The organism is Herbaspirillum sp. NPDC101397 (assembly GCF_044767325.1).
Taxonomy (GTDB): domain Bacteria; phylum Pseudomonadota; class Gammaproteobacteria; order Burkholderiales; family Burkholderiaceae_D; genus Herbaspirillum.
Genome location: NZ_JBIWNS010000011.1, coordinates 1 through 15,138, shown reverse-complemented (window position 1 = coordinate 15,138; position 15,138 = coordinate 1). Strand labels below are relative to the sequence as shown.

Sequence of the window (15,138 nt, the reverse complement as noted above, 5' to 3'; positions counted from 1 at the left end):
GTTACGGCTGCTGAGGCTGAGGCGGCTGGTCGGCCGGTCCGTGCCCGTGTTGCTGGCGCGCTTCTTTGCGGCGCGCCAGTCGTTGGTGAACGCCCGCGAAAACGACGGGAACGAAGAATAAAGTCGATACGGTGGCGAAGATCAGACCGCCGATCACGGCGCGTCCGAGCGGCGCATTCTGTTCCGCGCCTTCGCCCAGGCCAAGCGCCATCGGAATCATGCCGATGATCATCGCCAGCGCCGTCATCAGCACCGGCCGGATGCGCGTGGCGCCGGACTCGAGCGCGGCGGCCAGCGGCGTGGCACCCTCTTCGCGGCGCTGGCGTGCAAACGAGACGATCAGAATACTGTTGGCGGTCGCCACCCCCATGGTCATGATGGCCCCGGTGAGCGCCGGCACCGACAAGGTGGTGCCGGTGATGAACAGCATCCAGGCAATGCCGGCCAGCGCAGCAGGCAAGGCGGCGATGATGATCGCCGCATCGATCCACGACTGGAAGTTCACCACCACCAGCAGGTACACCAGCACGATCGCCATCGCCAGGCCGACGCCCAGCCCGATGAACGAGGACTGCATGGTCTGCACCTGGCCGCGCACGGCGATCTGGCTGCCGCGCGGCAGTTTCGGACGCATTTCCGCGACCAGCTTCTCTACTTTGCCGGCGACGCTGGCCAGGTCGGTGCCCTGCACGCTGACGTAGACGTCGATGGCCGGCAGGATGTTGTAGCGCGAGGAGATCGCCTGCTGGCGGGCCGGCTTCACGTCCACCAGGTTGCCCAGCAATTGCGTGATGGTCGGTGCGCCGGTCGCGGTAGCGGCGCCGCCTGTGCCGACCGGAATATTGAGCAGCGCATCGAGCGAATCCACGCGATATTGCGGCGACTGCACGGCGACATTGTAGACCACGCCGTTTTGCGGATTGAGCCAGAAAGCCGGCGTCGTCTGCGAACTGCCGGACAGCGCGATCAGGACGTTCTGGCCGACGTTGGCGGCGGACAGGCCGAACTGCTGCAGACGCGTGCGATCCATCTGCATGTCCAGCGCCGGACCGTCGAGGCGTTGATGCACGTGGGCGTCGACCGCGCCGGGAATCTGGCGGATCTGCTTGGTCAGCTGCGCCGCCAACTCGGCGTTCTGCTGCAGGTTGGGACCGGTGAACTGCACGTCAATCGCGGCGGGCAAACCGAAGTTCAGGATCTGCGTGACGATGTCGGCCGGCTGGAAGAAGAACTCGATGCCCGGGAAGCGCTTGGGTAATTCGGCGCGCAGCATGCTGACCAGTTGCTCGGTCGGGCGATGGTCTTCATGCAGCGACATCAGGATTTCACCGTCCAGCGTGCCGATGGTGCCGGCGTTGCTGTACGAGAGATTGATGCCGCTGTTCGGAACGCCGATGTTGTCGAGTATGGTTTCCAGCTCGTGGGCCGGGATCATTTCGCGGATGGCCGCTTCAACCTGATCGGCGGCGCGCGCGGTTTCCTCGATGCGGGTGCCGGTCGGCATGCGCATGTGCAGACGAATCTGGCCGCCGTCGACGTTGGGGAAGAAGTCGCGGCCGAGGAAGGGATACAGCAGGCAGGACAGCACGCAGAAACCGAGGAAGGCCAGCGCGAAGCGACGGCGATGCGACAGCAGCGACGACAGCACCAGCGTGTAGGCGCGGCGCACGTGTTCGAAACGGCTGTCGAAGCCACGGTACAGGCGTTGCAGCAGGCTCGGTTTGCCGCCGCTGTTGCCACCCTCCGCCCCATGGACACCACCCATCAGCAGCATCACCAGCGTCGGCACCAGCGTGCGCGAGAGGATGTACGACGCCGCCATCGCGAACACCACCGCTTCGGCCAGCGGCACGAACAGGAAGCGCGCCACGCCCGACAGGAAGAACATCGGCACGAACACGATACAGATACACACGGTCGAGACGAAGGCCGGCACGCCGATTTCACCGGCGCCGACAATGATCGCATCATGCAGCGGCTTGCCCATGTGCATGTGGCGCTCGATGTTCTCAATCGTCACGATGGCCTGGTCGACCAGGATGCCGACCGAGAGCGCGAGGCCCCCCAGCGTCATCAGGTTGAGCGTCTCGCCGAGCATGTAAAGGATCAGGATCGAGGCCAGGATGGACAGCGGAATCGTCAATGCGATGATCAGCGTGCTACGCCAGTTTCCAAGGAACAGCAGCACCATCGCCGCGGTCAGGCCGGCGGCGATGAGCGCTTCGGCGACCACGCCCTTGACGGCTGCTTTCACGAACAGCGACTGGTCGAACAGCGGCGTGATCTTGACGTCGGCCGGCATGGTCTGCTGCGCTTGCGGCAGCAACGCGCGCAGGTTGTTGACGATGTCCAGCGTGGAGGCGCCGCCGTTCTTCAGCACCGACAACAGGACGCCGCGTACGCCGTCCTGGCGCACCACGTTGGTCTGCGGCGAGAAGCCGTCGCGCACGTAGGCGACGTCCTTCAGATAGGTGGTGGCGCCGTTGCTGGTGCGCACCGGCAGGTCGTTGAGGCCGGCCACCGCTTCCGGCGAGCCGTTCATCTTGACCGTGTATTCGGTGGCGCCGAACTTGGCGGTGCCGGACGGCAGGATCAGGTTTTGCGTGTTGACGGCATTGACCACGTCGACCGGCGACAGGCCGCGCGCCTGCAACGCCTGGGTGTCAAGGTCGACCGATATCAGGCGTGTCTTGCCGCCGTAAGGGAACGGCACTGCGACGCCCGGGATCGTGATCAGTTGCGGGCGCAGCGTGTTGACGGCGGCGTCGAACAGCGATTGCTCGGGCAGCGTCGGGCTCGACAGCGCCAGTTGCATGACCGGAATGCTGGAAGCGGAATACTTGATCACCAGCGGCGGCGTGATGCCGGGCGGCAGCTGGCGCAGTTGCGACTGCACCGAGGCGACGGTCTGGGCGATGGCGTTCTGGATGTTGGCGGTCGGCTGGAAGAACACCTTGATCACGGCAACGCCGGCCAGCGATTGCGATTCGATGTGTTCGATGTCGCTGACCACGGTGGTCAGGCCGCGCTCATTCTGGGAGGCGATGCGCTGCCCCATTTCCTGGGCGGACAGGCCGTTGTAATTCCAGATGATGCTGATGACCGGGATATTGATTTCCGGGAAAATGTCCGTCGCCATTTTCATGAGCACGAGCGGCGTGGACAGCACGATCAGCATCGCCATCACAATAAAGGTGTAAGGGCGACGCAGCGCCAACTCGACCATTGACATGTACTTTGGTTCCCTGAAATAAGACTTTTATTATACTCAGAATAATTTGCTTTAAAGCCACTACTCTTGGGCCATCCAGCCCTTTTCTGCTTATTTACCACGCTGCTGCAGCTAACTGACAAAAGCCTTACCATGGCATTCCGTCCTGCGAGAAGTCCCATGGAAGCACTGCGTACCCGCATCGAAGCCAGCGTCATCAGCATCAGCCGCCCACCCGGCAGTCCGGACTTCCGGCTGCCCAAGGGCGATCCCGGCCTGTTCGGTCCGGATTCACCCTGCTGGCAGGTGCACAGCGACTTCACATCGATGCTGATCGGCGGCGTCAGTGCGCTGTTATTGCAGATGCTGCACCCGCTGCCGCTGGCAGGCGTGTGGGATCATTCCACATTTCAGCAAGACATGCTTGGCCGCTTGCGCGGCACTGCGCAGTTCATCGCCGGGACGACCTTCGGCAGCAGCGCCGACGCCGAACGCCTGATCGAGCGCGTACGCCGCATCCACGCCAGTGTACGCGGTGTTGCGGCCGACGGCCGGTCCTATGCCGCCGACGATCCGGCGCTGTTGACGTGGGTGCATGCGGCGGAAGTGTGGTGCTTCCTGCGCGCGTACGTGCGCTATCGCAATCCGGACTTCAGCCTGGCGATGCAGAACCGCTACCTCGATGAAATTGCGCTGGTTGCGGAGAAGCTCGGCGCCGTCGACGTGCCGCGCAATCTGAAAGATCTGGAAACTTATATAGAAAGCATGCGCCCGCAGTTGCGCTGCGAAGAGCGCACGCTCAAGACGGTCGAGCTGGTGTTGAATGCGCCGGCGCCGAATGCGCTGGCGTTGCCGTTCACGCGCCTGATGACGCGCGCCGGCGTGGACTTGCTGCCCGACTGGGCCAAGCAACAACTGGGGATGACGCCGTTGCGGCCGCTGCAGCGGGCACTGCTGCAGCGTGCCGTCGGCATCGCTGCCATGCCGGTGCGCTGGGCAGTGCGTCAGAGCTCCGCCCAGCTTGCTCGCGATCGCATGGCCGGCTGATCCGGATTAACGCATCGACTAACGAACCGGCTTAGTGGGCGTCGGCTGACGGCGCTTTCGGCGGCGCCACTTTGTGCATCAGCGGAATCAGCACGATCGCCACCAGGAAACACACCATTACCGCGAGGAAGGCATCAGCGAAAGTCTGCGTCTGCGCTTCGCGCATGGTCAGCTTCCATAATTGCTGCAAGGCGCCGGTCGGCGCGCTGCCGCCGTCGAGTCCCCATGTCAGCATGTTGACGCCGGTGTTTTGCAGCAGATTGTTCATCGATTCATTGGCGCTGTTGAGATGTTCCGCCAAGCGCAGGAAATGCAGGTTGGTGCGATCGTTGAGGATGGTGCCGCACACCGCGATGCCGATCGCGCCGCCCAGGTTGCGCATCAGGTTGAACAAACCCGAGGCCTGCTTCAGGCGCTCGGGCTTGAGCGCTCCCAAAGTCAGCGTCACCACCGGCGCCACCGCGAACTGCTGTGCGAAGCCGCGCAGCGCTTGCGGCAACATCAGCTCGCGCCAGCCCCAGTCGTGCGTGATCGGCGTGAAGTTCCACATGCTCAGCGCGAAGCAGGCCATGCCGAACATCATCAGCCAGCGCAGATCGACGCGCCGTCCCAGATAGGTATAGAACGGAATCGCACAGATCTGGAACAGGCCGGTCGCAAAGATCGCCAGGCCGATGTCGAGCGCGCTGAAGCCGCGCACATGCGCCAGGAACACCGGCGTCAGATAGACCGTGGCGAAGATGCCGATGCCGGTGACGAAGGAAAAGAAACAACCGAGTGCAAAGTTGCGATCCTTGAGCGCACGCAGGTCGACCACCGGGTTGTCGTACGCCAGGCTGCGCCAGATGAAGCCGATGCCGGCAACGATGGAAATCCACACGGTGGTCCTGATGATGTCGTCGCCCAGCCAACCCAGCCGCGGCCCTTCTTCCAGCGAATATTCCAGACAGCCGAGACTGGCTGCCAGCAGGATCATGCCAAGATAGTCGGCGCCCTTGAGCAGCGACAGATTCGGCTTGTCGATGCGCACCAGCATCGGCACCACCACCGCGACAAAAATCCCCGGCACCAGGTTGATGAAGAACAGCCAGTGCCACGAATAGTTGCTGGTGATCCAGCCCCCCACGGTTGGTCCGAGCGTCGGCGCCAATGAAGACAACGCGCCGACGGTCGCCGCAGCGATCACGCGCTGATGCCCGGAGAAATAAAAGAACGCCGAGGTGAACACCATCGGGATCATCGAGCCGCCGAGGAAGCCTTGCAGCGCGCGGAAGAAGATCATGCTGTTGATATCCCACGCCAGGCCGCACAGCATGCTGGCGATGGTGAAGCCGACCGCCGAGGCGCTGAACAGCCAGCGCGTCGACATGACGCGCGCCAGCCATCCCGACAGCGGGATGACGATGATCTCGGCGATCAGGTAGCTGGTCTGCACCCACGCGGTTTCATCGGCGCCTGCCGACAAGCCGCCGCCGATGTCGGCCAGCGAAGCCGACACGATCTGGATGTCGATCAGGGCGATGAACATGCCGACGCACATGGTGGCGAAGGCGAGGATCTTGGCTTTTTGCGTGAGCTCGCCGGGCGATGCCAGGGCCCCCGTGGCAGCAGCGCTCATGCTCAGCTCCGGTTGCTGTTGGAGTTGCCTGTGCGCTCATCCACTTCCGCCGTCACCGACAAGCCCGGACGCAGCTTGCCCAGACGGGCGGCTTCACCGTCAAGCAGGATGCGCACGGGAACGCGCTGGACGATCTTGGTGAAATTGCCGGTGGCGTTTTCGGCCGGCAGGATGCTGAACTGCGCGCCGGTTGCCGGTGCGATGCTGGCGACATGGCCCTGGAAGGTTTCACCGGGCAAGACGTCAGCCTTGATCTTCACTGTCATGCCGGCCTGGAAATGCGCGATCTGGCTTTCCTTGAAGTTGGCGTCGACCCACAATCCCTCCGCCGGCACGATTGACAGTAACTGCGCGCCGGTGGCGGCATACGCCCCCAGACGCGCGCGGCGGTTGCCGACGACGCCGTCGACCGGCGCGCGCAATTCGGTATAGCCGACATTCAGCTGTGCCAGATTACGTTCGGCGATGGCTTGCTGCATGGCCGCCTGGACCTTCTGCTTTTGCGTGGCGAGCACATCGAGCTCGCGTTGCGCGGCTACCAGGCCTGCTTGCGCCTTCTGGCCGTTGGCCTGCGCCTGCTTGTAGTCGGCGTCGGCTTTTTGGAAGCTCTGCACCGATACTGCCGCCTTGGACGACAGGCTCTGATAACGCGTCTGGTCGTCGCGGGTGCGGGTGAGGTCGGCATTGCTGGCGGCGACACCGGCCTTGCCCTGCTCAATCACCGCTTCCTGCAGGCGGCGCTCGGCATCGATGTTGGCCAGCGCGGCTTGCTGCGCCTGCACTGCGGCGTCCAGTTTGTTCAGCACCGCGACGTAATCGCGGTCATCAATCTTGATCAGCAGGTCGCCGGCCTTGACGCGCTGGTTGTCGGTGACCAGCACCTTGACGATGTTGCCCGACACCTTCGGCGCGATCACGGTGATGTCGCCCCCGACGTAGGCGTCATCGGTGTGCTCCCAATGGCGGCCTTCGGCAAACCAGTAAATCAGATAGACGGCTGCGGCCAGCAGGACCAGCGCCAGCACTGCGAATTTGACGAATCTCTTTTTGCCCTTCGGCGCTGCGCCATTGGCTTCGTTGCCGCCGACTGCTGTAGTTACTTGCGTTGTCATCTTGTTGCCCCAGTCCTTCTCTAGTGTCTGTCTTGCGCCCGATGGATGTCGCCTTGCGGCATTTTTTTACTGCGAAAATTTTTGAGATTGCTAGTTGCTTTCATTTTGATAGTTAGATTAAACTAGACACTATCATTTTGCAAGTAACTTTTTAAAACACGACATCCGACACTTGTTTAGGGGAAGCGACATGGGCGACAGCACATATAGAGGCATCACTGCAGGCACCGCACTGCGCACGGCACGCCTGACGGCGGTGGCGCTGGCGGCGGGACTCTTCTTGACGGCCTGCGCCAGCGGCCCGGATTACCAGGCGCCGGCGGTGACGACCGGCGCCTTCCACAACGCGTCGTTGCTGGAACAACGCCCGGCAACATCGGCAACGTACGCACCTTCGGCATCAATGCCGCAACTCGAACAGTGGTGGACCGGCTTCAACGATCCGATATTGAGCAGCATCGTGCAGCGCGCGATGGAGCAGAACCTCAACCTGGCCGCCTCGCTGGCGCGCGTGGAGCAGGCGCAAGCAGTGGCGCGTCACGCCGGCGCCGAGCGGCTGCCGCAGGTCGGCCTGGATACGCAAGCGGGACGCCAGCGCCAGTCGCTCAACAGCCCGCTGGGCAAGATTGCATCCAGCTTCCCCGGCTATCAGCGCACCCAGACCTTGTATGACGTCAGCGTCGGCGCCAGCTGGGAAACCGACCTGGCGGGCTCGCTCAAGCGCGGCGTCGAAGCGGCCGATGCCGAGCGCGACGCCGCCGAGGCGGATCACCTCGGCGTGCGCATTTCGATTGCAGCCGAAGCGGCAGACGCCTACTTCCGCATTCGCAGCGCGCAGTCACGCATCCGCATTGCCGAAGACCAGGTGCAGACCAGCGACAAGTTGCTGGGGCTGGTGAAGTTGCGTTTGCACGACGGCTTGTCCAATCAACGTGAAGATGCTTTGGCGCAGGCGCAATTGTCGCAGGCGCGCGCCGGCATCCCGCCGCTGCGCACCGAACTCGAACGCCAGCTCAATCGCCTCGACGTATTGATGGGCGCGGTACCCGGAACCTATGCGCGCGAACTGGATGCAGGCGCGACCGACAATATCGCGGTGCCGGCCATCAGCGTTGCCGACGGCAGCGCGGGGTTGTTGCGCCGCCGCCCCGACGTGCTGGCGGCCGAACGCAAGCTGGCGGCGTCGAATGCGCGCATCGGCGTGGCCATGGCCGAGTACTACCCGAAGTTGTCGCTGTCGGCCCTGCTCGGTTTTGAGAGCCTGGGCGCGGCCGGCCTGTTCAGCGCTGACAGCTTTCAGCCGCAGGCGGCGTTGGGATTGCGCTGGCGCCTTTTCGACTTCGGCCGCATCGACGCCGAGGTCGCGCGCGCCAAAGGCGTCAACCAGGAAGCGCTGGCGCGCTATCGGCAATCGATTCTGCGCGCCACTGAAGACGTCGAGAACGCCATCGTGACGCTGGTGCAACTTGAGAAACAAAGCGCCGAGCTGACTGATGAGGTCGCCGCGCGACAGCGCGCACGCAGTGCGGCGCAGGATGCGTATCAGGGCGGTGTACTGAGCCTGACCGAAGTGCTGGAAGAAGACCGCCTGCTGCTGCATGCGCGCGACCAGCTGGCGCAGGTGCGCGCCGACGATGCGCGTGCAGCGGTGTCGACGTTCCGTTCGCTGGGTGGTGGATGGTAGATGGTAGATAGAAATGCATGCGCCTCATTTGAAGGCGCGTGCATTTCGTGATGATGGCCGATCAGGCCGGCTGGTTCAGCAGACGCGCCTCGTAGGTCTTGAGATGGGTGTAGACGATTTGCAGCAAGTCAGTTTTGACTGCCGCTTCACGGCCGCGGCGCAGCAGATCGCCGATGATGTGATCGGCTTCGATGCGTGCGCCGTTGCCGATGTCCCGGAACATGGACGCGGTCAGTGTCGACCCTGCCTCGGTCAGCATCTTGCGCGTGCGTTCGAAGAACGGCCCGCCCGGCGCATGACCGTTGGCGGTAGCAACGCCGCTGGCTTCATCGAGCAAACCGCTGACGAATTCCAGCCCGCCGGCCGCCTGCATGATGTCGCCGATGTTGGAGCGCATCAGGCTGGTGCTGCCGGCCAGCGACGCCAGCATGATCCATTTTTCCCACATTGATTGCAGGATGGCGGTGCTGACATTGACGTCGAAGCCGGCCCCTGCGAGTTGCTGCTCAATCGCCTGCACGCGCGATGATGCCGCGCCGTCGCGCTCGCCGAAGGTCATGCCGTGGAAAGTATTCAGATGACGGATGGCGCCATCGGTGCCGACGGTGCTGGCGATGACGCATTGCCCGCCCAGGATTTTCTCTGCGCCGAAACGCGCGGCCAGCACGTCGAGATGTTGCAGGCCGTTGAGCAGTGGCAGGATGATCGTGTCCGGTCCGACTGCGGCGGCAAAGGACTCGATGGCGTCGCCCAGATCGTAGGCCTTGCAGCTCAGGATGACCAGGTCATAGGCTTGCTGCAGATTTTGCTTCAACACGGTGGGCGGATTGGGCAAGCTCAGGTCGCCGACCGGACTCTTGATTTGCAGGCCGTTCTGCGCCAACAGTTGTGCGCGTTTCTCACGCACCAGGAAGGTCACGTCGCGTCCCGCCGCCACCATGCGGCCGCCAAAATATCCACCGACTGCGCCGGCTCCCACTACCAGAATTCGCATTGCTAGATCTCCTCGTTTTTTCCCTGCAAATAGCGTTCGGCATCCTCGCCCGGCAGCGATGAAGGTCGCGGCGAATCCGCCTGTCCTTCGATCGGCAGATTGCGGCTGCCCCAGTCGTACATCGCCGCGATCACGATGCGGAAATCGCGACCGCGTTCGGTCAGGATGTATTCGTGGCGTGGCGGATGTTCGCAATATTGACGCCGCTCCAGCAGGCCGGCGTCGACCAGTGTCTGCAGTCGGCGCGTCAGCATGTTGGGGGATATTGCCAGATTTTTCTGAAACTGGTCGAAGCGGGTCAATCCGCGCAGGCAATCGCGCAGAATCAGAATGCTCCACCACTCGCCCACCATCTGCAGTGTGCAAGCAACGGGGCATTCTTCATCAGCTATGCATTTGTGACGCATGCGCGGATCGGCTTACTTGAGGTAGCGCGTGGCGGGCTTGCTGAGCGACAGGTTCGGGGCCAGGGCCTGGCGCGCTGCAGTCAGCGCTTCCCATTGGCCGACGTCAGGCAGCGATGGAATCGTGACTTGTTCGCCCAGGTCGAGACCCGACAAGGCGGCGTCAACCAGATCGTCCACTTCCATCAGCATTTCGGCCGGCAGGTTGGCGATGTCGGTGCCGGAACGTTCCCAGATTTCGGTGCGGGTAGCGCCCGGCAACACGGCCTGCACGCGCACGCCATGATTGCCCAGTTCCTTTTGCAGCGATTGGCTCAGGTTCAGGACGAAGGCCTTGGTGCCGCTGTAGGCGCCGTTGAACAGTTCAGGCGCCAGCGCCAGCACCGAGGCGACGTTGATCAGCGTGCCACCCTTGCGCGCGATGAAGCCGGGCGCGACCGCTGCGGCGAGGCGCAAGACGGCGGTGATGTTGAGCTGGATCATGGCGTCGTATTGGTCGACGTTGCCGTCGGCCAGTTCACCCGAGATCGACATGCCGGCGTTGTTGACCAGCATCGTCACCGAGGCGTCGCTGCGCAGGCGTTGCTCGACTTTCAGCAGGTCGGCCTTGTTGACCAGATCGGCGGGCAGGACGTCGACCTTGACCGAAGTTTCCTTGCGCAGGCGTTCGGCCAGGGTTTCCAGGCGCTTGACGTCGCGCGCCACCAGGATCAGGTCATAGCCGCGTTGCGCCAGGCGGCCTGCGTAGGTAGCGCCGATGCCGGTCGAGGCACCGGTGATGAGGGCGGTGCCGGGCTTGTTGTTTGTGTTGCTCATGATGTTCTCCAGAAAGGGTGAGGGGTAACGCCCGACGATTCGGCCAGTTACTTTCATGATAATAGTAACTAGCCGAATGTCAAGCAAGTTCATCATTTCAATCGGAACGATAGGGAATGCCTAATGGCGCGCGGCAGCCGGCACCTGATACCGATATTCGCTATTCGATACCCGGCGGCTGCGCATCAGCGCCGGAGGGTAAGTTAAAGAGGGTGGGTGCGGATTATTGTCCGAGCAGGACGGCCGGAAAATTGCGCATGGTGCGCGTGAACGGTGCGGTGCTGCCCAACGCGCGCGAGACGACCAGTGAGCCGTGCAGCGTGATCATGGCGTCTTCGGCGCGGCGGGTCGCCTCTTCCGCGCCGATCCCTGTTTCGGTGACGACGGCCGCCAGCGCCTTGATCAGATTGCCGAGGCGCTGCTTCAGGTATTGCTGATAGAGCTCGCCGGCTTCGCCGATGGTGAACAAGTCGGTAAGGCAGGGCCTGGAACCCTTGGCGTAGAACTCGCTGAGGCCGGCGCTGAATTTCTTCAGTCGCTTTTCCGGCGAGCCGGATTCACTCAATGCCGGCAGGACGTTTTCACCGATCCACACGCCTACGGCTTGCAACGCTGCTTCGCCCATGTCGGCCTTGCCGTTGGGGAAGTAGTGATAGAGGCTGGACTTGCCCAGGCCAGTCGCTTCCGACAGGCTCGCCAGGGTCGCGCCCTGATAACCCGAGCGACGGAATTCGGCGAGGATGCGTTGGACGACTTCGTCTCGGGACAGGGTGGGCGCGGGCATAAATATGACTTCGTTGAGAGGCAACGTCGTTGGCGGCTGCACCGGGCAGGTGGCGGCGTTGTTTTGCGTTTCAAGGATTATAGATTTATTTGACAGTCTACTTTTGATTGTTTATTGTACCGATCGTTCGGTACAACGTTTGGAATAATTACCGGACTTCCGGATTTTTCTCGTTCTGCACCGTCACCTTCAGGAGTTTTCCAATGCCTACCCCTCCAGTCGCACAACCTGCCCAACCCATCCGCCTGTACGGCTTTCCGCTGTCCGGTCACAGCCATCGCGTCCAGCTGTTCCTGACGCTGCTGGACCTGCCTTACGAGTTCATTTACGTGGATTTGCCGAACAAAGCGCAGAAAGAGGCGAGTTTCCTCGCCAAGAATCCGCGCGGCCAAGTACCGGTGATCGAGGACGGCGACATCACGCTGTACGACTCGACCGCCATCCTGGTGTATCTGGCGAAGCAATATGGCGAATCTGGCTGGCTGCCATCCGATCCCGCCGATGCGGCGCGCGTGCAGCAGTTCCTGTCACTGGCCTCGGGGGAAGTACTGGAAGGCCCCGGCAAGGCGCGCCTGGTGAAGGTGTTCGGCGCACCGCACGATTACGCACTGGCGACCCAGAAGGCGACGGCGCTGCTGCAACTGCTGGATGCGCATTTGGCTGGCCGCAGCTTCCTGGTGGGAACACGTCCGACGATTGCCGACGTCGCCTGCTACAGCTATGTCGCGCATGCGCCCGAAGGCGGCGTCAGCCTCGAAGCGTACACCCACGTGCGCGCCTGGATCGCACGCATCGAGAGCCTGCCGAAGTTCGTCCCGATGACGGCCACGCCGCTGGTGGCGTAGACAGTTCTGCAAGGTCAAGGGATGCACGGGGTGCATCCTGCGCATCATGCGTGGCTGGCGTCCAGGCATTCTTCGACGGTATCGACGACTTTGTAGAGCGCGACAAAGCCGGTATCTTCAAACACGTCGCGCACGCTCGGGCGCATGCCGGCCACCAGCAAGCAATCGCGTGCGCCTTGCGCTTTTTTGCTGAGCAGGTACAGCACGCGCAAGCCCGCCGATCCGAGTTCGGTCAGGCCGCTGAAGTCGAGGATCAGTTTTTTCGCCGTACCATCACATTGTTCGCGTAACTGAACCATAAATTCGCCTGCGCCGTTGGCGTCCAGACGGCCGTTGGCGCGTACGATCATCACGCCGTCATTTTGACTGGTCTCCAGCTTCATGGTGTCTTCCATCGGTTGTGAGGGCTTTGTATTATGAACGCGCCTCATGTAACCGGATGCCGCGAATAGTTACCAATCGTTACCAGCGTTCGTCCTGTCTTTGTAACTCGATTTCATCAGTGTCGCATTGCGAAAACATTCCGCATCAAACCTAGAAACAATGTCAGTACAAAATCGTTTCTTTGCTCGAATTCATTAAATACATCACAATGTGATATATTTCACGGCACCCGTTTTCCTGGATGCCGTTGTCCTTTTTCCCCTTTCCGAATTCCTCATGCGCCGCCACCAACGTGACTTCGGCCTCGACCGCCGCGTACTTTTCCTTGCCGGTATTGCCGTCGTGATCGGCGGCATCAGTACCGTCGCCGCCTTCGTGCTGCTGAACCTGATTCATTTTTTTACCAATCTTTTTTTCTTCCAGACGCTGTCGTTTGCGGATCGCTCGCCTGCCACCCACACATTGGGAATGGCGGTGGTGATGGTGCCGGTTATTGGTGGGCTGATCGTCGGATTGATGGCCCGCTTCGGCTCGGACAAGATCCGCGGTCACGGCATTCCGGAAGCGATCGAAGCCATCCTGTTCGGCAAGAGCAAAATGTCCGCCAAGGTCGCGGTGCTCAAACCGCTGGCGTCGGGCATCGTGATCGGCAGCGGCGGACCGTTCGGCGCCGAAGGACCGATCATCATGACCGGCGGCGCCATCGGCTCGCTGATCGCGCAGCACTTTCATGTCAGCGCGGCGGAGCGCAAGACCCTGCTGGTTGCAGGCGCGACAGCCGGCATGACGGCAGTATTCGGCACACCGGTTGCGGCCGTCTTGCTGGCGGTGGAACTGCTGCTGTTCGAATGGCGGCCGCGCAGCTTGCTGCCGGTCATCCTGGCGTGCGCGGTGGCCGGCTTCGCCCGACCGCTGCTGCTGGAACCGGGACCGCTGTTTCCGCTGCATACCGATCCGGTCGGCTTGTCGGCGCTGCTGGTGTGCATCGTCGCCGGCCTGCTGAGCGGCGCGCTGTCATCGGCAATGTCGGTCGCCTTGTACTGGATCGAAGATCGCTTCCATGCCTTGCCGCTGCATTGGATGTGGTGGCCAGCGCTGGGCGCGGTGGCGGTCGGGATCGGCGGCTACTTCGAGCCGCGCGCGCTGGGCGTGGGCTACGATGTCATCGCCGATCTGCTCAACCATCATCTGGCGATGTCGGCGGTGCTGGCCTTGCTGGCGGTCAAGGCAGTGATCTGGGTAATTGCACTCGGCTCGGGCACCTCCGGCGGCGTGCTGGCGCCCTTGCTGATGCTGGGCGCGGGACTCGGGACTGCGATCGCCTACGTGATCCCCGGCAGCGATCCGACCCTGTGGCCGCTGGTGTGCATGGCGGCGGTGCTGGCCGGCGTGCTCGGCGCGCCGCTGACGGCGGCGGTGTTTGCGCTGGGACTGACGGGCGACTTCAACGCCTTCCTGCCGCTGCTGCTGGCGACCGGGATTTCCTATGGCTTCACGGTGCTGGTCATGCGCCGCTCCATCATGACGGAAAAGATCGCGCGACGCGGCCTGCACATCTATCGCGAATACAGCGTCGATCCGCAAGAACGCATGTTCGTGGAAGAAGTGATGACGCGCGACGCGGTGACGATCCCCGCCTCGCTCAGCCTGGACGACATCGCTTCGGCCTACTTCGGTGCGACGCAACGGCACCGGGCGTTTCCGGTCTGCGATACTCATGGGAAATTGGTCGGCATGTTGGATCGCGGCACCTTGCTCGCGCATCTCGATAAACATGAAGGCGCGACGCCGATCGGCGCACTGCTGGCGCCGTCCACTTCCCTGCTCGCCTTCCCCATCGAAACCTGCCAGTCGATTGCGCGGCGCATGGCGGCGCATCACGTTGAACGCCTGCCGGTCGTAGCCGACGCATCATCGCTGCAGCTGATCGGCATCGTCAGCCGCAGCGATCTGGTCAAGCCGGCCCACACGGTGTTCCATGAAGAGCACGTGCGCGAACGATTGGCGCGGCGCTGACCCACAAGTATCAAACGCGCATAAAAAACGGCACAGGCTTCGACCCCTGTGCCGTCCACTCTCCGAAGAGAACGCAGAACAAACTTTGTGAATTACACTGCGCTGACGTCGAGTTCGGCTTCGGTGTTGGCGATCACGTCTTCCTTGGTCACGCCCGTGGCCAGCTCGATCAGCTTCAGGCCGCCCGGCGTCACGTCAATGACACCCAGATCGGTGATGATGC

Annotated in this window: 12 protein-coding genes and 1 pseudogene; 4 read left to right on the top strand and 9 right to left on the bottom strand. The window is 62.6% G+C overall.

The features are described from left to right. Position 1: 1 nt before the first annotated feature. The gene (locus ACIROW_RS22360) at positions 2-3,232 is read right to left on the bottom strand and encodes an efflux RND transporter permease subunit (protein WP_402278997.1); all 3,231 of its coding nucleotides are present in this window, start codon (positions 3,230-3,232) and stop codon (positions 2-4) included. A gap of 159 nt (positions 3,233-3,391) precedes the next feature. On the opposite strand from ACIROW_RS22360, the gene ACIROW_RS22355 reads away from it, so the two are divergent. After that, complete coding sequence (locus ACIROW_RS22355; RefSeq protein WP_402278996.1) at positions 3,392-4,258, top strand: oxygenase MpaB family protein; 867 nt, start codon at positions 3,392-3,394, stop codon at positions 4,256-4,258. A 31-nt stretch (positions 4,259-4,289) separates the two neighbouring features. Here the strand turns inward: ACIROW_RS22355 and ACIROW_RS22350 are convergent, their stop codons facing one another. Continuing rightward, positions 4,290-5,876, bottom strand: coding sequence for a DHA2 family efflux MFS transporter permease subunit (locus tag ACIROW_RS22350; protein ID WP_402278994.1), 1,587 nt, complete (start codon positions 5,874-5,876; stop codon positions 4,290-4,292). Positions 5,877-5,878: 2 nt separating this feature from the next. Then, entirely contained in the window at positions 5,879-6,988 is a 1,110-nt protein-coding gene (locus tag ACIROW_RS22345) for an HlyD family secretion protein (RefSeq protein ID WP_402278992.1), read from the bottom strand. A 190-nt stretch (positions 6,989-7,178) separates the two neighbouring features. Between ACIROW_RS22345 and ACIROW_RS22340 the strand changes: the two genes are divergently transcribed. Then, complete coding sequence (locus ACIROW_RS22340; protein ID WP_402278990.1) at positions 7,179-8,672, top strand: efflux transporter outer membrane subunit; 1,494 nt, start codon at positions 7,179-7,181, stop codon at positions 8,670-8,672. A gap of 61 nt (positions 8,673-8,733) precedes the next feature. Here ACIROW_RS22340 and panE read toward each other — a convergent pair whose 3' ends face one another. The 4 genes from panE to ACIROW_RS22320 form a co-directional block, all read right to left on the bottom strand. Beyond that, a complete protein-coding gene (panE, locus tag ACIROW_RS22335) occupies positions 8,734-9,666 on the bottom strand; it encodes a 2-dehydropantoate 2-reductase (protein ID WP_402278988.1) in 933 nt (310 codons plus the stop codon). A gap of 2 nt (positions 9,667-9,668) precedes the next feature. Next, the gene (locus ACIROW_RS22330) at positions 9,669-10,073 is read right to left on the bottom strand and encodes a helix-turn-helix domain-containing protein (RefSeq protein ID WP_116435922.1); all 405 of its coding nucleotides are present in this window, start codon (positions 10,071-10,073) and stop codon (positions 9,669-9,671) included. Positions 10,074-10,085: 12 nt separating this feature from the next. Then, entirely contained in the window at positions 10,086-10,886 is an 801-nt protein-coding gene (locus ACIROW_RS22325) for an SDR family NAD(P)-dependent oxidoreductase (protein WP_402278986.1), read from the bottom strand. Between the two features lie 223 nt (positions 10,887-11,109). Next, complete coding sequence (locus tag ACIROW_RS22320; RefSeq protein WP_402278984.1) at positions 11,110-11,670, bottom strand: TetR/AcrR family transcriptional regulator; 561 nt, start codon at positions 11,668-11,670, stop codon at positions 11,110-11,112. Between the two features lie 203 nt (positions 11,671-11,873). On the opposite strand from ACIROW_RS22320, the gene ACIROW_RS22315 reads away from it, so the two are divergent. Then, positions 11,874-12,515, top strand: a complete 642-nt coding sequence (locus ACIROW_RS22315; RefSeq protein WP_402278982.1) for a glutathione S-transferase family protein — start codon at positions 11,874-11,876, stop codon at positions 12,513-12,515. A gap of 44 nt (positions 12,516-12,559) precedes the next feature. On the opposite strand, the gene ACIROW_RS22310 is transcribed toward ACIROW_RS22315, so the two are convergent. Then, the gene (locus tag ACIROW_RS22310; RefSeq protein WP_402278980.1) at positions 12,560-12,898 is read right to left on the bottom strand and encodes an STAS domain-containing protein; all 339 of its coding nucleotides are present in this window, start codon (positions 12,896-12,898) and stop codon (positions 12,560-12,562) included. Between the two features lie 277 nt (positions 12,899-13,175). Between ACIROW_RS22310 and ACIROW_RS22305 the strand changes: the two genes are divergently transcribed. Beyond that, positions 13,176-14,915, top strand: coding sequence for a chloride channel protein (locus ACIROW_RS22305; RefSeq protein ID WP_402278978.1), 1,740 nt, complete (start codon positions 13,176-13,178; stop codon positions 14,913-14,915). A 92-nt stretch (positions 14,916-15,007) separates the two neighbouring features. Here ACIROW_RS22305 and ACIROW_RS22300 read toward each other — a convergent pair. Next, positions 15,008-15,138 (bottom strand): annotated as a pseudogene (locus tag ACIROW_RS22300) (succinyl-CoA--3-ketoacid-CoA transferase); the annotation flags it as partial.